19 protein-coding genes are annotated in these 23,491 nt (G+C 65.0%); 7 read left to right on the forward strand and 12 right to left on the reverse strand.

Going from position 1 to position 23,491, the window contains the following annotated elements; genetic code table 11:
* Positions 1 to 232 precede the first annotated feature (232 nt).
* The 7 genes from FHT19_RS01680 to FHT19_RS01710 form a co-directional block, all read right to left on the reverse strand.
* A complete protein-coding gene (locus FHT19_RS01680; protein WP_169473591.1) occupies positions 233 to 631 on the reverse strand; it encodes a hypothetical protein in 399 nt (132 codons plus the stop codon).
* 127 nt (positions 632 to 758) lie between these two features.
* The gene (locus tag FHT19_RS01685; protein WP_169473593.1) at positions 759 to 2,027 is read right to left on the reverse strand and encodes a TolC family protein; all 1,269 of its coding nucleotides are present in this window, start codon (positions 2,025 to 2,027) and stop codon (positions 759 to 761) included.
* On the reverse strand, positions 2,027 to 2,326 hold the full coding sequence (locus tag FHT19_RS01690; protein WP_169473595.1) for a DUF3240 family protein: 300 nt from the start codon (positions 2,324 to 2,326) through the stop codon (positions 2,027 to 2,029). Before FHT19_RS01690 ends, FHT19_RS01685 begins: the two co-directional genes overlap by 1 nt.
* Positions 2,319 to 5,435, reverse strand: a complete 3,117-nt coding sequence (locus FHT19_RS01695) for a CusA/CzcA family heavy metal efflux RND transporter (RefSeq protein WP_169473597.1) — start codon at positions 5,433 to 5,435, stop codon at positions 2,319 to 2,321. The genes FHT19_RS01690 and FHT19_RS01695 overlap by 8 nt, the downstream gene beginning before the upstream one ends.
* A 13-nt stretch (positions 5,436 to 5,448) precedes the next feature.
* The gene (locus tag FHT19_RS01700) at positions 5,449 to 6,561 is read right to left on the reverse strand and encodes an efflux RND transporter periplasmic adaptor subunit (RefSeq protein ID WP_169473599.1); all 1,113 of its coding nucleotides are present in this window, start codon (positions 6,559 to 6,561) and stop codon (positions 5,449 to 5,451) included.
* A gap of 68 nt (positions 6,562 to 6,629) precedes the next feature.
* The gene (locus FHT19_RS01705; protein ID WP_169473601.1) at positions 6,630 to 7,688 is read right to left on the reverse strand and encodes an ATP-binding protein; all 1,059 of its coding nucleotides are present in this window, start codon (positions 7,686 to 7,688) and stop codon (positions 6,630 to 6,632) included.
* Positions 7,688 to 8,362 (reverse strand): response regulator transcription factor, encoded by a 675-nt coding sequence (locus FHT19_RS01710; protein ID WP_169473603.1) that lies wholly within the window; start codon positions 8,360 to 8,362, stop codon positions 7,688 to 7,690. The genes FHT19_RS01705 and FHT19_RS01710 overlap by 1 nt, the downstream gene beginning before the upstream one ends.
* A gap of 198 nt (positions 8,363 to 8,560) precedes the next feature.
* Here FHT19_RS01710 and FHT19_RS01715 point away from each other — a divergent pair, with 198 nt between their 5' ends.
* The 7 genes from FHT19_RS01715 to FHT19_RS01745 all read left to right on the forward strand — a co-directional run bounded on the left by FHT19_RS01715 (position 8,561) and on the right by FHT19_RS01745 (position 16,445).
* The gene (locus FHT19_RS01715) at positions 8,561 to 9,694 is read left to right on the forward strand and encodes a DUF47 family protein (RefSeq protein ID WP_248290228.1); all 1,134 of its coding nucleotides are present in this window, start codon (positions 8,561 to 8,563) and stop codon (positions 9,692 to 9,694) included.
* 27 nt (positions 9,695 to 9,721) lie between these two features.
* Positions 9,722 to 10,726 carry an inorganic phosphate transporter gene (locus FHT19_RS01720; RefSeq protein ID WP_169473605.1) on the forward strand — a complete coding sequence of 335 codons (1,005 nt, stop codon included), beginning with the start codon at positions 9,722 to 9,724 and terminating at the stop codon, positions 10,724 to 10,726.
* Positions 10,727 to 10,769: 43 nt separating this feature from the next.
* Positions 10,770 to 11,063, forward strand: a complete 294-nt coding sequence (locus tag FHT19_RS01725; RefSeq protein WP_169473607.1) for a hypothetical protein — start codon at positions 10,770 to 10,772, stop codon at positions 11,061 to 11,063.
* Between the two features lie 31 nt (positions 11,064 to 11,094).
* A complete protein-coding gene (locus tag FHT19_RS01730; protein WP_348981775.1) occupies positions 11,095 to 11,835 on the forward strand; it encodes a DUF5672 family protein in 741 nt (246 codons plus the stop codon).
* Positions 11,835 to 13,505, forward strand: a complete 1,671-nt coding sequence (locus FHT19_RS01735; protein ID WP_169473611.1) for a glycosyltransferase family 2 protein — start codon at positions 11,835 to 11,837, stop codon at positions 13,503 to 13,505. The genes FHT19_RS01730 and FHT19_RS01735 overlap by 1 nt, the downstream gene beginning before the upstream one ends.
* A gap of 190 nt (positions 13,506 to 13,695) precedes the next feature.
* Positions 13,696 to 14,637 carry a phytanoyl-CoA dioxygenase family protein gene (locus FHT19_RS01740; protein WP_248290230.1) on the forward strand — a complete coding sequence of 314 codons (942 nt, stop codon included), beginning with the start codon at positions 13,696 to 13,698 and terminating at the stop codon, positions 14,635 to 14,637.
* A gap of 59 nt (positions 14,638 to 14,696) precedes the next feature.
* Complete coding sequence (locus tag FHT19_RS01745; protein ID WP_169473613.1) at positions 14,697 to 16,445, forward strand: methyltransferase domain-containing protein; 1,749 nt, start codon at positions 14,697 to 14,699, stop codon at positions 16,443 to 16,445.
* A gap of 9 nt (positions 16,446 to 16,454) precedes the next feature.
* On the opposite strand, the gene FHT19_RS01750 is transcribed toward FHT19_RS01745, so the two are convergent.
* The 5 genes from FHT19_RS01750 to FHT19_RS01770 all read right to left on the reverse strand — a co-directional run bounded on the left by FHT19_RS01750 (position 16,455) and on the right by FHT19_RS01770 (position 23,474).
* Complete coding sequence (locus FHT19_RS01750; protein ID WP_169473615.1) at positions 16,455 to 17,915, reverse strand: hypothetical protein; 1,461 nt, start codon at positions 17,913 to 17,915, stop codon at positions 16,455 to 16,457.
* Between the two features lie 47 nt (positions 17,916 to 17,962).
* Positions 17,963 to 18,610, reverse strand: coding sequence for an ABC transporter ATP-binding protein (locus tag FHT19_RS01755; protein ID WP_169473617.1), 648 nt, complete (start codon positions 18,608 to 18,610; stop codon positions 17,963 to 17,965).
* Positions 18,607 to 19,389 carry an ABC transporter permease gene (locus FHT19_RS01760; RefSeq protein WP_169473619.1) on the reverse strand — a complete coding sequence of 261 codons (783 nt, stop codon included), beginning with the start codon at positions 19,387 to 19,389 and terminating at the stop codon, positions 18,607 to 18,609. The genes FHT19_RS01755 and FHT19_RS01760 overlap by 4 nt, the downstream gene beginning before the upstream one ends.
* A 3-nt stretch (positions 19,390 to 19,392) precedes the next feature.
* Positions 19,393 to 20,541: a capsule biosynthesis protein gene (locus FHT19_RS01765; RefSeq protein WP_211184796.1), complete on the reverse strand. Its 1,149-nt coding sequence runs from the start codon at positions 20,539 to 20,541 to the stop codon at positions 19,393 to 19,395.
* Positions 20,542 to 20,630: 89 nt separating this feature from the next.
* Positions 20,631 to 23,474 (reverse strand): glycosyltransferase, encoded by a 2,844-nt coding sequence (locus tag FHT19_RS01770; RefSeq protein WP_169473621.1) that lies wholly within the window; start codon positions 23,472 to 23,474, stop codon positions 20,631 to 20,633.
* Positions 23,475 to 23,491 lie beyond the last annotated feature (17 nt).

Raw genomic sequence — 23,491 nt, forward strand, 5'->3', positions numbered from 1 at the left:
CGAAGTGGGTTGGCCGTGACGGATACAAAAACGGACGAATTTAATTCGGAATATTACGCATGGCTGACGTGCGAAGGGGCCGTGCGTCGCTGGGCAGCTGTCTAGAATTAACCGTCTTGAGAAAGGCTGGGAGCGGAACTAGCCGCAAATGCGTAGCGCGGCCCGGAAGACCGGACCGCGCTGCAGGACGTCGTCAGAAATGATGCAGGGCGCGCGCCGCGCCGGCGGCACCTCAGCCGCGGGGCTGGAACGCCACGGTGATCCGGTCCGGGCTGGCGCCGCCCAGGCCGGTGAGCGCCACGGTGCAGGCTTCCTGCCAGCGGTGCGCGTCGCAGCGCGCCTGGGCCACGGTTTCGGCGCTGGCGCCGCTGGCGCGATAGCGGGCGATAAGCTGGCCCTGCTGCACCTTGGCGGTCTGGACGTTCTGGCGCACCATCGTCACCACCGCCAGGTGATCGCCATGCCGGACCAGCCGGGGCGGCGCCAGGACCACGCCGGCCGGCGGGGGTGCCAGTTCCACCGCAGGAAGGGCGGCGGGCGGCAAGGTGCCGGTGGCATGGGCGGGAACCGCGCCCAGCACGAGGGCGGCGAAAGCGAGCCGGGGCAGGGAAAACAGGGGCAGGGTGTTCATCAGCGGCTTCCAATATGCGGGGGCGATCGGACTTGCCCTTCCAAGCCGGTGCCGGCACGCGAGTCAAATTCGCTAACCATACTGCAAAAGCGCTGCTCCGTTGCGGGACAGCGCATGCGGCAAAGGTTCACGAGGGATGCTCGTCGGTGTCCTCGTCCGCCCAGATGACGTGGGAATCGATTTCCAGCTTGATCAGGCTGCGGATCGCCTCGCTGCGCGCGGCCACTTCGAGGCGGGCGGCTTCGTGCGCCTGGCGGCGGGCGAGCAGGGCATCGGCCAGGTCGATCGCGCCCAGTTGCTGGCCACGCGCGGTGCGCGTGGCGGCTTGCGCGGTGGAACGGGCCGAAGCGGCGATCCCTTCCCAGGCGGCGCGGCGGCCGCGGGCGTTGACCAGATCGCCATCGGCCATTGCCTCCACCTCGCGCCGCACGTTGGCCAGATCGAGCAGCCCGGCGCTGGCCTGGGCGCCGGCTTCCTCGGCCAGGGCCTTGCGATAACCGCCGCCCAGCGGGATCTGCAGCACCAGCCCGCCGCCGCGCTCCATCCCGCTGCGCTCGCTGAACGCGCGGAAGCCCACGCTGGGATCGGCGGTGCGGTCGCGTTCGGCGCGGCGGGCGAGGGTGCCCAGCCGCGCCGCCTCGCGGTCGGCCGCGCCGATCTCGTGGCTGCGGGCGATGACCAGATCGCGCAAGGTGGCCAGATCGTTGGCCGGGGTGGGCACATCGCCCAGCGCCGGTGGCGAATCGGGCAGGGGCAGATCGGGAAAATTGGCGGCGAGCAGCGCACGGGCCTGGGCCATGTCGGCCGCGCTCATCGCTGCGGTGCCCTGGGCCTGGTCGCGCGCGGCGCGGGCCTGGTCCACATCGAGCGTGGCGGCATCGCGCAATTGTTGGCGCCGCGTGACGGCGGCCAGCGCCTCGTCCAGCACGGCCACGTTGGCCTGGTCCACGCGATAGAGCTCACCTGCGGTGAGCCAGTCGAACCACAGTTGCGAGAGCAGCAGGGCGGCCTGGTGGCGACTGTCTTCCATGCGGTTATGCGCCACGTCCACCCCCAGGGCGCCAGCCTCGCGATCGAGCGAGGCCTTGCCCGGCAGGCGGATGGGGCGCAGCACCTGGGCATCGAATTCCTGGTAGCGGCGCTCGTTGGTGACGTCGCGCGCCTGGATCGTGCCCGAGATCAGCACTTCATGGCTGCCCCTGGCCAGCGCGGTGGCGGCCGAGCGTGCCGCCGCAACGCGCGCGCCGGCGGCCGCGACGGTGGGGTGATTGTCCAGCGCGGCCACCACCGTGGCTTCGGGCGGCAGGTTGGGCGGCGGGGTTTCGGCCACCGGCGCGGCCAGGGCTGTCGTGGACAGCAGGGCCGGCGCGAGGAAGAGAGAGGCCAAGCGGCGCATCAGGCGATCCTGCCCTGGGAGTGAACGGGAACCGCGTGCCAGCGCACCGGGGCGCGGCAGCGCGCATCGCGGGCAGTATCGACCAGCGCGGTGGCGCGGCTTTCCGGCACGATCAGGGTGAGCGCGGTGCGGCGCAGCAGGCCTTCGACCTGTTCGCCGGTGCCGGCGTCGGCGTAATCGTGGCCCAGCACGACTTCATCCTGCCAATGCACCGGGGCATCGGCCAGGCCGCGCAGGGCCAGGGCCAGGCTTTCCGCGTCGCCACGCGCGCAATGGAACGTGAACAGCAGGTCAGCCATGGTGCGCCTCCGCCGGCATGTCGGTCTGGCTTGATCGTCCGGTTTCGGCACGCTCGGCCGCGCTTTCCCCGAAGCGGGCGAAGAGGATCGGCAGCAGCACCAGGGTGAGCAGCGTGGAGGTGACGAGGCCGCCGATCACCACGATGGCCAGCGGGCGCTGGATTTCCGAGCCCGGCCCACTGGCAAACAGCAGCGGCACGAGGCCGAACGCGGTGATGCTGGCCGTCATCAGCACCGGGCGCAGGCGGCGCTGCGCGCCCAGCCGCACCACCTCGGCTAGGGCCATACCTTCCTCGCGCAGCTGGCGGAAATAGGCGACCAGCACCAGCCCGTTGAGCACGGCAATGCCGAGCAGCGCGATGAACCCGACCGAGGCCGGTACCGAGAGATATTCCCCCGACACCCACAGCGAAACGATGCCGCCGACCATGGCAAAGGGAATGTTGGCCAGGATCAGCGCCGAAGCCCGCAGCGAGCGCAGCGTGGCGAGCAGCACGCCAAAGATCAGCAGCAGCGCCATCGGGATGACCAGCATGAGCCGCGCGGCGGCGCGTTGCTGGTTTTCGAACTGGCCGCCCCATTCGATGCGATAGCCCGCGGGCAGCGGTACGCGCTGCGCCACCTGGGCCCGTGCATCGTCGACATAGCCCACCAGGTCCCGCCCCGAGACGAAGGCCTGCACCAGGGCAAAGCGCGAGGCGTTTTCGTGATCGAGTTTCACCGGCCCGGCCGTGCGCGAAACCTGTGCCATATCGGCCACGCGGGCCACCGCGCCCGATGGGGTGAGCATCTGCATGTCGGCAAAGCGGGTGGGGTCGCTGCGCAGGGCGTCTTCACCCCGGATCACGATCGGCACCCGGCGCTGGCCCTGGGCGACGATGCCGGCCGGCATGCCTTCCACCGCCGCGCGCAGGGTGTCCTCCAACTGGTCCACCGGCATGCCCAGCCGCCCGGCGGCCACGCGATCGACATTCAATTGCAGGTAATCGACATTGTCGTTGGCGACGGTCAGCACTTCGCTGGCGCCGCGCACGCCCTTGAGCGTGGCCTGGATGCGCGTGGCAAGGTCTGCCAGGACGCGCGTGTCGGGCCCGAAGATCTTCACCGCCAGGTCGCCGCGTGCGCCGGTGAGCATTTCCGAGACGCGCATTTCGATCGGCTGGGTGAAGGTGGTTTCCACGCCGGGCAGGCCATCGGTGGCGCGGCGCAACTGGTCCACCACGAAATCCTTGTTGCCGCGCCATTCCGATTGCGGTTTCAACACCACGAAGCTGTCGGTTTCATTGAGGCCCATGGGGTCGAGGCCGATCTCGTCGGTGCCGGTGCGCGCGATCACGTCGGCCACTTCGGGCACGGATTTGAGCGCGCGCTGCACCGCCATGTCCACCTGGGTCGATTGCGCCAGGTTGATCGTGGGCAGCTTGGTCAGCTGCACGATGACCGAGCCTTCGTCCATCGTGGGCATGAAGGTCTTGCCGACGGCACCATAGGCCAGCACGGCGAGCGCCAGGCCACCGGCCGAAAGGCCATAGACCAGGCCCTTGCGGGCAAAGGCGCCATCGAGGAGGCGGCGATAACGCGGGGTCAGCCAGCGCATGATCCAGGGATCGCCATGGTGACCTTGGCGGAGGCCGAACGACGCCATCACCGGCACCAGCGTGAGTGCCAGCAGCAAGGAACCGGCCAGTGCGAAGACGATGGTGAGTGCGACGGGCGCGAACAACTTGCCTTCCAGCCCCTGAAGCGAGAGCAGCGGCAGGAATACCAGGGCAATGATCAGGATGCCGGCCGAAACCGGCACGATCACGTCGGCCGTAGCGCGGAACACCTGGTTGAGGCGGGGCAGGCCATCCTCGCGCGCTTCGCCCAGCCGCTCCACCACGTTTTCCACCACCACCACTGCGCCATCGACCAGCATGCCGATGGCAATGGCCAGGCCCCCAAGGCTCATCAGGTTGGCAGATAGGCCGAACAGGTGCATCAAGAGGAACGTGATCAGCGCCGCCATCGGCAGCGTGACCGCCACGATCGCCGCCGCGCGCCAATCGCCCAGGAACAGCACCAGCAGCACGATCACCAGGATCGTTGCCTCGATCAGCGCCTCCTCCACGGTGAACACCGCGCGGCTGACCAGGTCCGACCGATCGTAGAACGTGTGGATGGTGGTGCCGGCGGGCAGGCTGGCTTGCAAATCGGTGAGCCGCGTCTTCACGCCGGCCACCACCTTTTGCGCGTCGGCGCCGCGCAGGGCGATGACCAGGCCTTCGACCGCCTCGCCCTTGCCGCCGCGCGTCACCGCGCCATAGCGGGTGAGGCTGCCGGTGCCCACGCTGGCCACGTCGCCCAGGCGCAGCACGCGGCCTTCGGGATTGGCAATCACCAGTGCAGCCAGGTCTGCCTCGGTCTGGATCGCGCCGACGGTGCGCACGATCAGCGCTTCCTCGCCCGTCACCAGGCGGCCGGCGCCATCGTTGCGGTTGCCGCTTTCGATCGCGGCCTTGATCTGCGCGATCGAAAGGTGCGCGGCGGCCAGCGCGGTGGGATCGGGGCGCACTTCGAATGTGCGGACATAGCCGCCCAGCGCGTTGACATCGGCCACGCCCGGCACGGTGCGCAGGGCGGGGCGGATCGTCCAGTCGAGCAGCTCGCGCTTTTGCTGAAGCGAAAGTGGTCCGTCGATCGTGAACATCAGCACGTCGGACAGCGGCGTGGAAATCGGCGCCATCCCCCCGCTGACCGAAGAGGGCAGATCGGCGAGCACGCCTGAAAGCCGCTCTGCCACCTGGTTGCGCGCCCAATAGATGTCGGTCCCGTCGACGAAATCGATCGTCACGTCGGCAATCGCATACTTGGCGGTGGAGCGCAGCACAGCCTGGCCCGGAATGCCCAGCATTTCGGTTTCGATCGGGGTGATCACCCGGCTTTCCACTTCCTCGGGCGTCATCCCCGGCGCCTTGAGAATGATCTTCACCTGGGTCTGCGCGATATTGGGATAGGCATCGACCGGCAGGCCGAGGAATGCCCAGGTGCCGAGCGCGGCCACCGCCAGGGCCAGTCCCAGCACGAGCAGGCGATACGACAGCGAGAGCGCGACGAGCTTGCGCAGCATGGGCCGGCGCCTTTCAGTTCGCTTCGGCCAGCGCTTTCAGAGCGCTGGTGCCGGCAACGACCACGGCTTCGCCTGCGCGCACGCCGTCCTTCAGGATGATCTGGCCATCGGCCGCGCCCAGCCGATGCACGGTGCGGCGCTGGTAGCCGCGGGGCGTGGCGACGAAGACCACGTCATCCGCGCCGACCGTGGTCAGTGCATCTTCCGGCACCGCCACCGCGCCACCCGCTGCCGGGCCCCACACCGTGAGCGCGCCCACGCGCCCGGCCACGATGCCGGGATCGGCCGGCAATTGTGCCTTGAGCGTGGCCGAACGGGTGGCAGGATCGATCGCCCCGCCCACTGCCGTAACGGTTCCCGCAACCGATCCCAGGCGCACGGTCTGGCCCACGCGAACCTGGCCGATCAGCCGCTCGGGCACTTGCGCGGTGGCTTCATAGCGGCCGGCCGCGTCGATCACGAAAGGTGCCGTGGTGCCATCCACCGGCATGCCGGCCTGGATATCGGCCTTGGTCACGCGGCCGGCGATCGGGGCCGTCAGCGTGTACGTGCCGCTGCCGCCTCGCGCGCCGACCAGCGCCAGGATGCGGGCCTTTTCGCTGACGTCGGCACCGGCTTCGGCGGCCAGGGCCTGCGCTTCGTCGGCGCGGGCGCCCGCCACGATGCCTTCGCGGCTCAATTGCGCCAGTCGCGCCGCGCTCGATTGCGTCACGCCGGCACGGGCATGGGCTCGCGCCAGGTCTGCCGAAAGGGTCATGACCTCGCGGCTGGATACCACGGCCAGGGCCTGGCCGCGCTTTACCGCATCGCCTTCCACCACCAGGGTGCGCAACACGGTGCCGGGCAGAGTGGCGGCCACCGCCACGCGGGCATTGGCGGGTGGGGCGATCATCGCGGGCAGTTCGGCCAGGGGCACTTCGCCGGCCGGGCGGGCCAAGGCCGTGGCGATGCCCAGCGCCGCGGCCTTGGCCGGATTGACCGCAAGCAGGCCATTGGCGGCAAGCGGCGCTGCCGGGGCGGGCGCGGCTTGCTCGGCCGGCGCGCGCGTGAACCACCAGCCGCCTGCGGCCACCAATGCCAATGCGGCCGCGCCGCCCAGAATCGCCCTGTGAATTGCCCTGTTCATCACGCCCGGTTATCGCGCCGGCCTGACGAAAACCTGACGGCACGCGAATACGACAAATCGCGACAATTTTATGAAGCGTGGCCTCCGCGTGATTGCGGGGTGGGAAAGCGCAGGGTCAGCGTTCGTCGGCCCGCGTCGCTGGACAGCGTGCCACCGTGGGCGGCCATGATCCGCTCGACGATATTGAGACCCAGCCCGGCGCCCTGGCGGCTGGCGTGATCGGCGCGGGCGTGGCGGCGGGTGAGGCTGGCCAGCGCCTCGGGCGCCAAGCCCGGGCCTTCGTCGGTCACGTGCAGGCAGGCACCGGGACCGGCGGCCACCCGCACCAGCCCGCCAGGCGGCGTGACGCGCACGGCGTTTTCCACCAGGTTGCGCAAGGCGGCGGCCACCGCCTCGCGATGGCCCCAGACCGTTGCAGGGGAGTGCCCGGCCGGTTCGTCCAGCGCGATTTCGCGCCCTTGGGCAATCACCTGGGGCGCCAGCGTGGCCACCACGTCTTCCGCCACCGCAGTAAGCGAAAAGCCCTGGGCGCGTTGCGGCGTGGCGGTTTCGGCCTCGATCTGCGCCATCAGCAGAAGCTGGTCGACCAGGCGGTGCATCGCGGTGATCTCGCGCCGCAGATGCGCGCGGTCGAGCGCGTCGGGGCTGTCAAGTTGCATCGCCATGATCGCCAGCGGCGTGCGCAATTCGTGCGCCACGTCGGCGGCAAAGGCTTCGTGGCTGGCAGCGACGCTGTCGAGCCGAGCCAGCAGGTCGTTGATCGATCCCACGAACGGCGCGACTTCCACCGGCAGTTCCTCGTGCGGCAGGCGCAGGCCGCGCTGGGCCGGGGTGGTGGCGATGGTGCGGGCCGATCGCGCCAGGGGGCGCAACGCGCGGTCGATCACCCAGGTCGTGGCGATCAGCGTGGGCACGATCAGCACCAGGATCGGCAGGATCACGTGATCGCGCACTTCGCGCCAGGCCGCGCTGTGGTCGGGCCCGGTCAGGTCGCCGGGCGTGATGTCGTATTCCCAGAACAGGGTGAAGACCAACGTCGCCACGGCAAAGGCGCAGATGATGCCCAAACCCACCGAAAGGCGCAGGCGGATCGAGCCCCTGCCGATGCCGGTTCTTTCAGCCGGCATCACCGGCGGTCTTCCAGCAGGTAGCCCAGGCCGCGAATGGTGTGGAGCATGGCGCCCAGCCCCTTTTCCTCCAGCCGGCGGCGCAGGCGCGATGCGGCGGCATCGACGGCGTTGGGGGAAACCGCCTCGTCGAAATTGTAGAGCGCGTTCTCGATCTGGCTGCGCCGCACCACGCTGCCCGCACCGCGCATCAGCAGTTCGAGCAGGTCGGCCTCGCGCCGGGCCAGGTCCAGCCGCGTGCCGGCGATGCTGGCCTGGCGGGTGGCGGTGTCGAAGACCAGCGGCCCCACTTCGATCACGGCGCTGGCGCGGGGGCCGGGCCGGCGCAGCAGGGCGCGCAGGCGGGCCGCGATCTCGGCGGTTTCGGCTGGCTTGACCAGGTAATCGTCGGCCCCTGCATCCAGCCCGGCCACGCGGTCGTCCAGCCCGCCGCGCGCGGTCAGCACCAGCACCGGCAGCGCCAGGCCGCCGGCGCGGCGCCGTTGCAGCCAAGCACGGCCATCGCCATCGGGCAGGCCCAGGTCGAGCAGCAGCGCATCGAACTGCGCGAGAGCAAGCGCGGCATCGGCGGCATCGAGGCTGGCCGCGCCATCGCAGACGATCCCGCTGCGCGCGAGCGCATCGGCCACGAGATCGGCCAGCCGCACATTGTCTTCCACGATCAGCACCCGCATGGCGCCCACGTGTAGCGTCTGATCTCGCGAAATGCACCAGCGGGGGAGGGGAGTGCCACGCAATTGCAACATTTCCCTGCTGGAGCAGAATTGGCCTGGCAGGCTTGTGCCGCCGACAAATCGCACGGGGGGTTATGACCAATTCTTGACGATACACCCGTGCAGCCTCTAGCGCCCGCATAGCTTTGTCCTGCCGGAGTGCGTCCCGTTCGCCAGATTGCCGCCTTGCCCTATCGCACCATCGGTGATGGCCTTTCCGCCCCCATCGAAGTCCTGCTCGTCACCTCGCGCGGGACAGGGCGCTGGATCATTCCCAAGGGCAACTTCGGCAAGAACGAAGCCGCCCATGCCGCCGCCGCGCGCGAGGCAGAGGAAGAGGCCGGCGTGATCGGGGCCGTCTGCCCGGCAGCGCTGGGCCGTTTCGAATATCGCAAGACCCTGCGTTCGGGCGCGGCGGTCATGGTCCAGGTCCAGGTTTTTCCCTTGGCCGTGACCGATGAACTGCCGCGCTGGGCTGAAGGGGAACAACGCAAGCGCCAATGGTTTTCGCTTGCTGCCGCCGCCGATGCGGTGGACGAGCCAGACCTGCAGGCATTGATTCGCAGCTTCCGGGCCACGGAATTCCGGGCCCTTGCCACAACCGCACCGCTGGTCCGCAGCCTGGGCCACGTGAAAGAAAGACTGGGCATGTTTCACTGGTTCCAGAACCTGTTGCCGCGCCAGGGCAACTTCTTCGAACTGTTCGAGGCGCACGGCCAAACCCTGATCGCGGGCAGCAATGCGCTGGCGCGGCTGCTCCAGGGCGGGGCCGGCATGGCCGACCATGTGCGCGAGATCGCCGAGCGCGAGCACGACGCCGACGCGATCACCCGCGAAGTGCTGGTGACGGTGCGTCGCACGTTCCTGACGCCCTTCGATCGCGGCGCGATCACTTCGCTGATCAGCGCGATGGACGATTCGATCGACCAGATGCACCAGACCTCCAACGCGATCGCGTTGTATGAAGTCTCGGCATTCGAGCAGGAAATGAGCGACATGGCCGCGATCATCGTGGAATGCGCACGCGTGATTGCCGAAGCGCTGCCGCTGCTGCGCTCGATCCACGCCAACGCCGCGCGCCTGCATGAACTGACCGAGCGCCTGGTCCGCCTGGAAGGCAAGGCTGACGAGATTCACGATGCAGGCTTGTCCAAGGCATTCAAGGCCCATGGGCAGACCGCGCCGATGCAGTTCTTCGTGGCGCGCGAGATCTACAGCCACCTCGAGCGCGTGGTGGACCGGTTCGAGGATGTCGCCAACGAGATCGACGGCCTGGTCATCGACCACGCCTGATGTTCTGGGCCTGAGGAACTACGTTTCATGAACCATGTGGCCGTGGCCCTGCCCCTGATCATCGCTCTGGTGATCATGGCCTTGGCGTTCGATTTCATCAACGGGCTCCACGACGCGGCAAATTCGATTGCCACGGTGGTGTCTACCCGGCTGCTCACCCCGGTTCAGGCCGTGCTGTTTGCCGCGTTCTTCAACTTTGCCGCCTATTTCACCTTCGGCCTGAAAGTGGCCGAAACGGTGGGCAAGGGCATCATCGACAAGGACGTGATCACCCCGCAGGTGATCTTTGGCGCGCTGGTCGGCGCGATGACCTGGAACGTGATCACCTGGTGGCGCGGCATCCCCTCGTCTTCCAGCCACGCGTTGATCGGCGGCCTGCTGGGCGCCGGCACGCTGCACGCCGGCACCAATGCGATCGTTTGGAAGGGCGTCACCTCCACCACCTCGGCCATCGTGCTTTCCCCGGTGATCGGCCTGGTCGTCTCGATGCTGCTGATGCTGCTTTCGTCCTGGGCCTTTGCCAAGACATCGGCACGCACCGCCGAAGGGGCGTTCAAGAAGCTGCACCTGCTTTCCGCCGCCGCCTATTCGATCGGCCATGGCGCGAATGACGCGCAAAAGACCATGGGGATCATCGCCGTGCTGCTCTATTCGCAAGGGCTGCTGGGCGGCACGTTCCATGTGCCGGGCTGGGTGGTGCTGTCCTGCTATGTCGCCATGGGCCTGGGCACGCTGTCGGGCGGGTGGAAGATCATCGAAACGATGGGCAGCCGCATCACCAAGCTCTCGCACCACCAGGGCTTCTGCGCCTCGGCCGGCGGCTCGATCATGCTTTTCGCCGCCAGCGCCTTTGGCATTCCCGTTTCCACCACGCACACCATCACCGGCTGCGTCGTGGGCGTCGGCGCCGCCCGCCGCGCCTCGGCCGTGCGCTGGAGCGTCGCCCAGCGCGTCGTGATCGCATGGCTGGTGACGATCCCCGCCTCGGCCTTCGTGGGCGCGGTGTTCTATGAGGTGGCGAAGGTTTTTTGAGGGGGCGCCGGGAGCCGTAGCCCGCCTCGCGCGTTGCGCGGCCATGAACTACTTCGAGCATCCGTTGGCGGCCCTCGCCATCCAGCTCCTCGTTCGCCGATTGGGCGGGAGCTGGTGGCTGGGGGCGGCCATCGGCTCCGCCTATTTCCTCGGCCGCGAAATTGCCCAGGCGGAATATCGCTGGATCGAACTGTTCGGCCATGGCCTGCGCGCCAATATGCCATGGTGGGGGCCTTTGGACTTGCGCGTGTGGCCCAAGCTGGACCAGTGGGTCGACTGGATCGGTCCGCTTGTGGTGACCTGCGGGTTGGCATCCTTGGTGCAGCGCAGGGGCTGACGTGTCGATGCCGAACTTGTCTTTGCCGCAGGTGACGCTGTGTGCGGTAACCTCGGTCAATCTGCAATCCACCATTTGGGCGCTACAAACCTGCCTCGATCAGATAGATTTCGGCCAGTGCCTGCTGCTGACCGACAAGGTTATCGAGGTGGACGATGCGCGCATTACTCGCGTGCCGATCGCGCCGCTGCGCTCCTCGCGCGCGTATTCGGATTTCATGCTGAATGCCCTGGTCGATCACGTCACGACCAGCCATTGCCTGGTGGTCCAATGGGATGGCCATGTGCTGGACGCGCAGCGCTGGCAGGACACGTTCCTGTCCTACGATTATGTCGGGGCGAGCTGGCCACAGTTTGGCGATGGATACGATGTTGGCAATGGCGGTTTTTCCCTACGCAGCCGGCGTTTGATGGAAGCGTGCCGCGCGGCCGGATTCACGCCGCTTCATCCCGAGGATCTGGCGATCGGCCGCGAGAATCGCGCGCGGCTTGAACAGCAGGGCATGCGCTTTGCTCCCCGTGCGCTGGCAGACCAGTTTTCGGCAGAGCGTGCCAGCCGGCCGGAAACCGCGTTCGGTTATCACGGCGTGTTCAACATGCCCCGGGCCTTGGGCGTCGATCGCTTCTGGAAAATCTACCGGGGGTTGGACGAGACCACCACCATCGGCCCAGACTTCTGGACCTTGTTGCGCACGGTCGGCAAAGGAAAGGGCGGTTGGACGAGGGCCATGACGATGATTGTCGACCGTTGCAGAGCCCGGCGGAGAAGCTGATGGCGGATTTGATCGATGCTCCCTTTGATCGATCGATCCCCCCGGATCGAGCCGGCTTTTCACGTCTTGCCAGTCTGTGGCTGACCGGCCAGGTGCATTTCGATGCGCTTCGCGCCGCGCCACGACGTTATATGGTGGCGCTCAAATGGCGCGTACTGGGCAAGAAGGTGCGCGCGCGTGGGCAGATGGCGCCGCTGCTGGCGATGTCGCCACGGGCCTATCGCCTGTGGGCGATGCATGCGGACCGCGCCGCGCGACAGGCTAGCTTGCCCGATCCCGCCCGCCCGATCATTGCTCTGATCGATGCAGGCACCAATAATGACCCGGGGGATGCGGCGTTGCTGGCCCGCACCCAGGCCAGCCTACGCGCCGAAGGCTTGCCGTTTTTCCAGGTTGGCGGTGCGCATTCGTCCAGCCTGTCGGACGTGGCGGCGGCCATCGATTGGCAGGCCGATCCTTGGATCATGCCGGCCCTGGTAGGCGACACCGTCGCAGTGGGAACGGCTGCGGCATATCGGGCGGCCATGGCGGAAACCAAGGCCCGGGTGATCTATGCCGATGACGATGTTTTCCTCAAAGGCCGCTTCCGCGACAGTCCGCATTTCAAGCCGGACTGGAACAGTGCCCTGTTCGAGCATTTCGACTACCTGACCGGCGCGTGCATCGTTCGCGCGGGACGGGATGCGCTGTCCGCCGTGGCGGACAGGGCCGATTGGGCGCAACGGCTGGTATCGGGCCAGGCCGCAGGCTCCCCGGTGGCACCTCTGCATCTGCGGGCCGTGTTGCACCACCGCCGCGTCAGGCCAAGCCCGGCCGTGCCGGCACGGCCGCTGGCCCTGCATCCCGAATTGCCTTCGCTGTCGGTCATCGTTCCCACCCGCAATCGGCGCGATCTGCTCAGCACCTGCCTGGATGGGCTGGAAAAGACGCACTATCCCGACTTGGAAATCATCGTTGTCGATAACGACAGCGACGATCAGGAAACGCTCGCCTATCTGGCAAGTCTGGAGGCACCGCGATATCGCGTGATCCGGCACTCCGGCCCGTTCAACTATTCGGCAATCAACAACCGTGCGGTGGACGCGGCGCGCGGCACGCTGATCTGCCTGCTCAACAACGACATCGAGATCATCGAGCCCGACTGGCTGCGCATCATGGCGACATCGGCTCTCCGTCCCGACGTCGGCGCGGTCGGCGCGCGACTGCTCTATCCCGATGGGCGCATTCAGCATGCCGGCGTCGTGATCGGCGTGGGCAATGCCGCTGGCCATGCCCATCGCTTCCTCCGGCCCGAGCAGGCCGGTTATTTCCAGCGGCACAATCTGCCGCAGTTCACCGCCGCCGTCACGGCGGCCTGCCTGGTTGTGGCACGAGACCGCTTCCTGGCCGTGGGCGGCCTTGACGAACAGAACTTTGCGGTCGCGTTCAACGATGTCGATCTGTGCCTGCGCCTCAATGCGCAGGGCTGGCAGTCCTTCTATGAGCCACGCGCGACGCTCTTTCATCACGAATCCGTGTCGCGTGGTCTGGATCGGGATCCTATCGGCGCGGCCCGCTTTGCCGGGGAACTCTCGGCGCTGCAACGCCTGTGGCAGACCAACGTGATCGTCGATCCGTTTCATCATCCGCAGTTGAGCCGGGCCAGCGAACAGTTTTCGATCGGGCTGTAGCGCAGGCCGGCCCGCCTGCCCGGTGCTGCCGGAACGTCCTGCAAACTCCGGAGGTGGTCTTTTTCCACCAAGTAACTGATAAAAAATTGGCAGACGAGAAGAGGCCAGTAACTTTATGACAGGCTAGGCGTTGTGCAATCCAGGCGTGCTGCCTAGAACAGCCAGCCAAGCTCACAGGAGCCGTTGATCCGTGAACAACCCCCTTCCCGGTATGCCTCTGGTCGAGTCACCGTTGTTTCCGGCGCAACGGGCGGCGCTGAACCTGTCGCCCGAGGAAGAGCGCATTGCCATTGCCCTGCACGAGCGTGGCTATGCGGTGTTCGATTTTGTCGATGCTGACCTGGACGCACGGATCGAGCGCCTCAAAGCCAACCTGGGTCCACGCTACGGCATCGATCTGGCTGATCCGCTTAGCGACAAGACGATCGGCGAACGCCGCGTGCAGGACGCTTGGATGTTCGACGAGGATGTTCGCGCCATTGCCGCCAATACCTTTGTCCTGGATATTTTGGGCAAGCTTTACGGGCGCCGGGCCTTCCCGTTCCAGACGTTGAACTTTCCCGTGGGTACGCAACAGGAAGCGCACACCGACATCGTGCATTTTTCCAGCGTTCCCGAACGCTTCATGTGTGGGGTGTGGCTGGCGATGGAAGATATTGGGCCGGATGCCGGGCCTCTGTTCTATTATCCCGGCTCTCACCGCTGGCCGATCATGAGCAACGCGCTTGTCGGGCGGCGGGGCTATGGCAACCCGCTCAATTCTGCGCAGGATCCCTATGCGCAAGCCTGGCGTGCGCTGGTCGAGGCGCAAGGCGTAGCGCCGGAAACGTTCCTGCCCCGCAAGGGCCAGGCGCTGATCTGGGCGGCCAACCTGCTGCATGGCGGCAGCCCCCAGGCTGACAGGCGCCTGACGCGCTGGTCTCAGGTGACGCACTACTATTTTGATGATTGCCTGTACTATACCCCGGCGTTCTCGGACGAGCACTTGGGGAAACTACAATTGCGGCAGATTAGGTCGATTTTGGACAATAGTCCGCGTAAAAACGTATATCTTGGCGAGGAATTGAGTGAGATAAGGGCTGTTCACCAGTCGAAGAAAAAAACTATTTTCCTATCTAAAATTTTTCGATAAATTGATAAAAACTGGAGGATTTGGTGCATATATCGGCATTTTATATTGGCGGTAGCGCAATGGATCTCTATTGCAATCTCGACAATGCCGATATAATGGAGGTCGGGTCTTGCAACGTCAACGGTTCATTGCGGGATCATGCACGCACCGGCACACGCTATGTCGGCGTGGACATGGAAGCGGGACCCGGCGTGGACGTGGTCATCGATCCTGATCAACCGCTGCCGTTTCCTGATCAAAGCTTCGACTTGGTACTCTCCTCTTCGGTATTCGAGCATGATGCCTTTTTCTGGGAAAGCTTTGTCAACATTGCGCGAAAGACCAAGCTTGGTGGCTATATCTATATCAGCGTGCCGTCGAATGGGCTGATTCATCGCTATCCGGCCGATTGCTGGCGTTTCTACCCCGATGCGGGAACCGCGCTGGCGTGTTGGGCGCAGCGACAAGGGCTGGATGTCAATCTTGTCGAAAGCTTCGTGGCGAACCGGCAGAACGATGTGTGGAACGACTTTGTCGCTATCTTCCGCCATGGGCCGCTGGATGACACGCTGCCGGCAACGTTTGTCTACCAGCGCTTTCCATGTGCGAACGTGAAGACGTGGCAAAGTGCCGAATTGCTGTTCCCGCAGGAGCAGAGCGAAGACATGTTGATGCTGGCGCAGGCGCGGCGTGGCGATTTGACGATGCGGCTTGGGCGCAGGTTGGCCGGACAGCGTCTGGAAACGGAAAGCTTGCGCAAGGCCCTTACTACCGCGCACGAGGAAGTGCGCCAGTTGCGATCGGCGCTGCGTCACGGTGGCCCGGTCGGCGCTGGTCCGATCGATCGGGTGGAAGCACACGGGGCCCGGTTGAATATCCAGACCGATTTCGCGTTCGACGTTGGCGTTGCGGTGGAGGAAGCACAACGGTTGGCGAACGAGGCGGTCGGCCTCGATCTGGATTCCCTCGATTATGGCGCGGTCAGCGCCGATGGCGCGGCGGTCATCGGGCGGGATGGGTTCGCTTTCATAAGCGGCGGTTCCAACGCCTGGAGCGAGCAGATCCGCGGCGAAGCAATGATTTCTGACGGACTGTTGGCGCAATCTGTTGCGGATATCGCAGCGATGCAGCGGGAATGCGCGGCACGGGCAATTCCCCAATGCGTCATTGTCGTTCCCGAAAAGGATATCGTCTACCCTGAACTCAGCCCGAATTGCGATGGTGTTGTCCTGGGTAGAAGATCGGTTCATTATCTGCAGGATCTGCAGCCAGCCGTGATCTACCCGCTGGATGACATGCTTGCCGCCAAGTCCGATGCCTTGGTCTATCATCGTCGTGACAGCCACTACAACGCCTTCGGTGGCCTCATCGTCGCCAATGCGGCTTTGCGGGCGATGAATTTAGAGCAGATCGATTACCGTGACGTGCCCTTTATCCACCGCCCATTCCAAGATGACCTTGCGGTGAAGTGGGAGCCGTTTCCGACCCTGCGCCGCACTGTTCCGTTCGACTATCACGAGGAAGTCCTGCAGCCGGGCAACCCACTCACCGGATTACACATTTGTTTGCATTCCAGCGCGGCGCAAAATGGCCGGACGGCGATTATCTTCGGGGATTCCTATTCCTGGAATCCGGATGGCGGGCTGAGCCGCTTCCTGACGCGCAAGTTCGAGAGGACCCACTTCATCTGGGGCCGACACATCGACTGGACTGTTGTGGATGCGATTGCCCCCTCGGCCATCATCATGCAGACAGCGGAGCGGTTTCTGATAGGTGGGCTGGTCTACCGCAAGCCCGCCCGAGCGGATTCTGAGACGGCACAGGTATAGGCACAGACCCTAGTCGATCTTGAGCCAGGCGTTCCCGGTCCAGTTGGCCGTGCTGGAAGACGAGGTGTTTCGCACGGTGATGCGGACCTGACGGTTGGCCAAAGCGGCTTCGTCCTCGGCATCCCATGCCAGGGCTGTCGGCGGATGATCCTGCGGCAGGATGCGGATGGCTTGCGGGGCCGCCGCCGACAGAACGCCGGCATAGGCATAGAAGCTTGCCGATGCGCCCGGTGCCAGGGCGGGAACGGCAAGGCGCACCGGTATCGTGCGAGCGAGGCTTCCTGCCCCCTTGGCAAAGCGCGCCTCGCCTGGTTGCGAGGCCAGCGGCAAAGGGGTTTTCGGTTGGATTACGAACGGTAGGCGCACGTCATTGGCACCGGCATCGCGGACGCGGGCCACGGTGTCACCATCCGCAGCGCTGCCACCGGGCAGATTGCCCAGATCGCTGGCAACGCCGATGCTGATCCGGTTGTTGCTGCTGTTCCAGTAGCCGAGCGTGGCATGGCCATCGGTGTGGGTGCCATTCGATGGTGCCGACCCGGCGAGGTAGGGCAGTTGCAGGGTACGAGGCGTGTCTCGCGGGCTGTCACTGGGGCTGAAGCCGGCGTAGCACCAGAGGATGTCGATCGATGAGGTGACCAGGTTGCCGCCATTGCCGAAAACGCACGCCCCGTCGGTTTCATTGGTGAACGCCTGGCCCGTGACCCTGACATTGACCTGGCCGACCCCGTGGCGCGCAGTGTCGAAGTAGACCGGGTACTTTGCGAACACCGTGTTCATCTCGATGATGATCGCGGCCATGGTGCCGGCATCGGCGGGGCCGCCGTTGATCTTCACGCCATATTCTAGGATATCGGCGGTGTTGATCCTGAGATTGACGTTGTTGGGCGCGCTGGCACCGCTATGCGCGTCGTGCGTCGCTTCGATGGTGACCCCGGCGCGGAAGCCGAGGATGTATTTCACGCCGAGATCGATGCGCGAGCCACCGCGGATCGTTACGGCGTCGCACGCGGCGCGGTCTGTGGTTGACCAATTTCCTGGGTAGCCGGGGAAATGGAACGCGCGGTCCACTGACGGCGCATAGAGCCCGCCCAGTTCGATCGTGTTGAGCCCGTATCGGGCCGCAGCCGCTGTCAGATCGACAACCAAGCCGCACGCGGCCGGGTTCGTGAAGCGAAGGTTGGAACTGGCATCGGCGTCAATGTCGATCGGCTGGCTCACCACGATCTGGCGCCCGATCGCATAGCTGCAGCGTGGCAATCGCAGCCGCACGCGATAGGTGCCGGCATAATCGATCGCGGCTTGTAGGGCCTTGCCATCGTCCGTGGCATTGTCGCAGACGGCGCCGAAATCCTGGGGCGTGATCGCGCCATCCCGGTTGCCCGATACTGCCAGCGGTGCCCCCGGTGAGGCGGCCGGTGTTTGGGCCGGACTGCTGGCGACCGGCCGCGCCAGCAACAAGGCGATCATGCTGCACCTGGCCAAAGCAGAGGTGAGATCCGTGGTCATGGCTGGCATTAGAACGTATCGTAGAGCGCGAGCGCGGCTTCCATGTCATCGAACTCGTGCGCCTTGCCCTGGTCCAGCACCACCGCCCGATGACAGAAGTTGCGGACGATATCGACGCCGTGGGATGCGAGGAACAGCGTACGGTCGGTGCGCTTCTCGAACAGTTCATAGTGGCATTTGCGCTGGAAGCTCTGGTCGCCAACCATGATCACCTCGTCGATCAGATAGCAATCGAACTCGATCGCCAGCGACAGCGCAAAGGCCAGCCGGGCGCGCATGCCCGAGGAATAGGTCTTGGTCGGCTGCTTGAGATGGGCACCAAGCTCGGAAAAATCTTCGACGAAGTCGCGTAGCTCGCGGTAGTCGCGGCCATAGATGCGCGCGATGAAGCGGGCGTTGTCCAGGCCGGTGAGGCTGCCCTGGAACCCGCCGGCAAAGCCTAGCGGCCAGGACACGCTCATGTTGCGGATCACGCGGCCCTTGGTGGGGTGTTCCACGCCACCGATCAGCTTGATCAGCGTGGTCTTGCCCGCGCCGTTGCGGCCGAGCAGGCCGATCCGCTCGCCCTTGCCGATTTCCAGATCGACCCCCACTAGCACATCCTTGCGGCGGTGACCGGACTTGTAGGACTTGTGGAGGTTCTTGCAGATGATCATTCGACTACCAGATGGCGGCGGATGCGGCGGCAAAGCGCGAAACCGATCACCGTGAAGACGATCGGCGCGCCAATGGCGACGGGCATGTTGTAATATGGCGTGACCAGATCGCCGAACAGGCCGGCGCGCATCAGTTCCATCGCCGTGACGAAAGGCGAATAGAGCAGGACTTCCCGCACTTCTGGGCTGAGCCAGGAGGCCATGTTGAACGTGCCAGAAAACGGGATCATGATATACGTCACAACCGGCATGAACTTTTCGAGCACCTCGGACATTTCCGAAAGCGGCGCGATGATCAGGCACAGCGACAGGGTGATGAACGAATAGAGCAACCACCCGAAGATCAGCAGGCCGAAGTCTGCCGGCATGGGGAAATAGTCCAGGATGAACAGCACCAGGCCCACGAACAGATAGGCCATCATCGATCCGATCATCTCGATCAGGAAGCGGACGAAGATGAAATCGTAGATGCCGATCTGCCGATGGTACATCAGGCTGTTGTTGGCAACGAACAGGGCGATGCTTTTCGATACCGCGTGGCGAAACATGGTCAGCGGAATATAGCCGCTGACCACGAAGGCCATGACGCTCACACCATGTTCCTTGGAGCCGTGCAGCAAGCTCCACATGATGCCCACGAGAATGGCGAACAGCAAAGGCTCGCCCATGATCCACAGGAACCCGATGTTCTCGCGGCCAAACCGCGTCGTGATCTCGCGCAGCATGAGCGCGCCGATCACGCGCTTCTGGATGGCCCAGGCGGTGCGCAGGGATACCATGGCTCAGTTCTCCGGCGCGTGTTCCATGATACCCACCACAAGCATCCAGCCGATGAAGTACAGGCAGACGGAAGCGGCAAAGATCACAAGGATCTTGTAAAGCCGCTTGGGCAGCAGCGGCATGTCGGGCTTGTTGGGCTTCACCACGGTTTCGAGATAGAACTGCTGCTTCTGCGCTTCCACGCGTGCCTGCTCCAGCGAGGCGCTGGCGCTCTTGAGGTTCTCGGTGGCCAGCTCCTGTTCGACCATCAGGCTTTCATAGCCCACGAGCTTGGACGCGAGGGCCTTGCTCGAACCGTAGGCCTGGCCGTTCTGGCTGGCGATTTGCGCATCGAGCGCCGCGATCTGTGCGGCCAATGCGGGCAGGGCGGGATTGCGCGGCGCCTTGGCCCGAATCTGGTCATATTGTGCCTGGAGCGCGCCGCGCGTCGCCACGAACTTGTCGGCAATGTCGAGCGTGCCCGCGGCCTGCTTTTCAGGGTCGATGATCTGCTGGCGGTTGCGGAACGTGCGCATCGCGATCCGCGCGTCCAGCACCCGCTGCTCCGCCTTCTGCACGCGGTTGCCGGCTTCTTCGATGGCCTTGTCCTGCGCGCGCTGGTTCAGACGGTTTACCAAGGCTTCGCTGATTTGCAGGATATTGTCGTTCAGGGTGAACGCGGCCAGCGGGGAATAGGCCTTGACTGACAGCGTGGCGATGCCCGTATCGGAGTCAAGGTTCACCGTGACCATCGAATTGTAGAACTTGTAGAGGTTTTCGAAGCTGTCCTGCTCGAATGGTGCGGGATAGCGCGAGAGCGTGTCGGCGTGGGGATCGGCAAAGGCCGCTTTCACGTTCGTGCGCGTTGCCAGTTCCGATAGCGCATCGCGCGAGCGCACATAATCGACCACTTCGCTGGCCTCGTCATGCCCTCCGGAAAGCCCCGAAGACTGTACCATGCCGGCAAGGCCCGACAGTTGCGGCCCCTTGCGATCGGGCGACTTGATGACGAAGCGGGAATCCGAAACGTAGATGTCAGCCGCCACGAAGCCGTAATAGGCGATCGCCAGCAAAGTCGGCAGCCCTACCACGACGAGGAACCACCGGCGCTTGTAGAGCCACCACGTCCAAGCGCGACCGGCAGACAGGGAAGTACCTGCTGCTGTGTCCATTGCGCTTATAGAATTTTGATAATTCATGTAAATTCCGTTCCAAATGTCCCAGTCTGGCGCCACGGTCCAGGCTGGGCATCGAGCGTTTCCTAGGCATTAGGGGATCGGGCGGCGGTAGGGAAGCCATTCCACCAGCCAACATGATCTGCTGGTCCCTGGGAAAGCCAGGCCGTGCCCGATCCGATCGCGGGCCGGTCATGGCCGGTCAGATAAGCCTCGCGCAGGATATGGGCATAGCTCGCTTGCATCTGCTCTATCGTAGGAAAGCGATCGAGAGAGAGATGCCCCATGGCCGCGATGCGATCCCGCAGATCGGGTTCGCGGGCGACACGGGCAATCGCGTTGACCAACCCGTCGATGTCCCCCGGTGCATAGAGCAGCCCGCTCTGACCATCGCGCACCTGCTCGGAAATGCCAAACACCGGCGTCGAAACGATCGCCAGGCCGCGATGCATGGCTTCCTGGATCACCCGGGGAAAGCTTTCCAGCCGCGAGGTGAAGGCCAGGGCGTCGGCAGCCGCATAATAGCGCCAGATTTCCGGTGTTTCCTTGATGACGGTGATGGTTTCCCGCCGTCCGGCGGGAAGGCCATCGATAAGGCGGTGCATCTCGCGGCTGTATTCGCCGTCGCGATCGCCGGCGATGACGAATCGGCAGTGCGCCGCCACATCCGCCGGCAATCGCGCGACGGCCTGGACAAGATCCTTCTGTGCCTTGCGCTCGCACACCGTGCCGGGCAGCAGGAACAGCAGGTGTTCAGGCGAGATGCCGAGCCAGGCGCGTTCCGCCACGCGATCGTAGCGCGCCATCTGCACATCGGCACCGCGCCGGTCGAAGCCGTTGTAGATGACTTCCACATTGCCCTTGGTGGCAAGCGGTTCATACAACTGCCGGGTGGCGTCGCAGACAAACACGTTGAGATAGGCATTGGCGAAGCAGCGCCGGCCGATGGCGACATGGTGCTCGCCGTGCTCCCGCAGGTGGTGGAACGGTGGTTCGCTTTCGTGGATCAGCCAGATCCCCGGGATGCCAGCCATTTCGGCTGCCTTCATCCCCCAGTGCGCCACGATGGTGTTGGCCAGAACGACATCGACCCCAGATCCGTGCAGGGCATCGACAATGCGCGAAAGCTCGCTTTCCAGCTCGACTTCGGATCGCGTGCCGAAAACGCCCACGTCGGTCTGCACCACCACCCGGCAGCCCGCTTCCTCGAAGCGTTCCCGCAACGGGCCATCGACCAGGCTGAACACCACCACCTGCGTCATCTCTTCCACCAGTCCGCGCGCGATATCGAGCAAGACCAGCGGGGCGCCTTCATAATTCAGGTTGTGGGCAAACAGCCCGACGGCAAAGCGCGCCTGCCGTTCGGCCTGACCCAGGTTGACCCGGCGCGCCGGCGTAAAGGTGAAATGATCCTTGGACAGGTTGGCGTTGTAAAGCGGATCGGTCCACTGGCCATACTGCCGCACGAACGACACCTCTTCAAAGATCTTGTCGTTGCCGCGCCCGCGGCCACGGCTGCTACCCTCGTAGTGATACAACTCCACCGTGGGCACGCACACATGGCGCCACCCGGTCTGGCTGAGCCGAAAGCCATAGTCGCAATCGTTGTACGCAACGGAATAATTTTCGTCGTTGAAGCCGCCGGTTTCGGTGAACAACCGGCGTGGCGTGAGCATGCACGCGGCAGTGACAGCCGAATAGTTGCGCACGGTGATGTCCTGCCCGTGCGGGCCGATCGACTGGCGCCGGGTCAGCTTGAATGCGGGTGCTGGCAAGACCTTGTCGAGGAGCTGGTTGACCAGCCCGTTGTGCTGGACGATGTCATCAGGAAAATAGAGCCGCGCACCGACCGAGGCAATGCCGGGTACCCGCGCCCATCCCACCATCTGCGACAGCCAGTCGGGCCGGATCACTTCCGTGTCGTCGTTCAGGAACAGCAGGAATTCGCCGTCGGCATGCTTGGCTGCTTCGTTGTTGATGTAAGAGTAGCTGAAGCCGGTGCTGGGAGAGGCAATCGAGATGACTTTGACGTGGGCCGGCGGCGATGCGATTAGACTGTCGATATAGGCGACGGTGTCGGGTTGGTCGCTCTTGTTGTCGATGACGATCGCCTCGAAGTTCCTGTACGCGGTCAGGGCCAGCGAATCCACGCAACGCTTGAGCACGCGCCAGTTGTTCTTGCTCGGGATCAACAGCGACACCTTGGGGCCGTCGTCCTCGAAGGCGAAGTCGAACGTCATTTCGCCTAGGCGTCGCGCCCAGTCCGGCCGCCGGGCTTGCGCGGCGATGCCCATGGCGGCGAAATGGGCTTTAAGCATGGCAGCAGCGCGTAGCTCGAGGTCGGCCAGCGCGGCCCGCGGCGGCGTTGCCAGGAGCGCGATCGGCCTCTCTACCCGCGCCACGGCTTCGTTGGGAAGATGCCGCTGATCAAGCCACAGGCCCCACAAATCCACTGCATCGAATGCCGCCGGCAGGCGCGTGCGGGCCAAGGCATCGGTGCGGATCGCGGCACGGCCAATGTAATTCGTGCCTAGCAGGAATTCCGGCGACCACGCAGGTTTAAAGAACGGCGTCGGCGCGTCTGCCCCGAAGGCGGCGATGTGATCGCCGTAGATCAGCGTGGGCGCCTGTTCAGCCTGCCCGATATGGAGAGCCAGCAAGGCCAGGGCATCGGGCAGCAACTCGTCTCCGGGCAGCAGCGGTAGCGCGTAGAGCCCTTCGGCCGGCGTGATCGAAAGCGGATTTCCGCTCAGGGCGACGACGCGATCGTGCCCCAGGAAACGCGCCATTTCTGCCACCTCGGCTGTGGTTGCGCCCGGAAGATGGACCGTCCAGTTGGTGTAGATCTGGTCGCGCAGGGCCAACACGGTCTGTCGCGCTTGGGCAAGGTGGATGTGGGGGACAATGATCGCGAACCGTGCATCGGTCATGCAACTACTTTCCAAAG

It is taken from the genome of Novosphingobium sp. SG919, from assembly GCF_012932495.1.
GTDB lineage: Bacteria > Pseudomonadota > Alphaproteobacteria > Sphingomonadales > Sphingomonadaceae > Novosphingobium > Novosphingobium rhizosphaerae.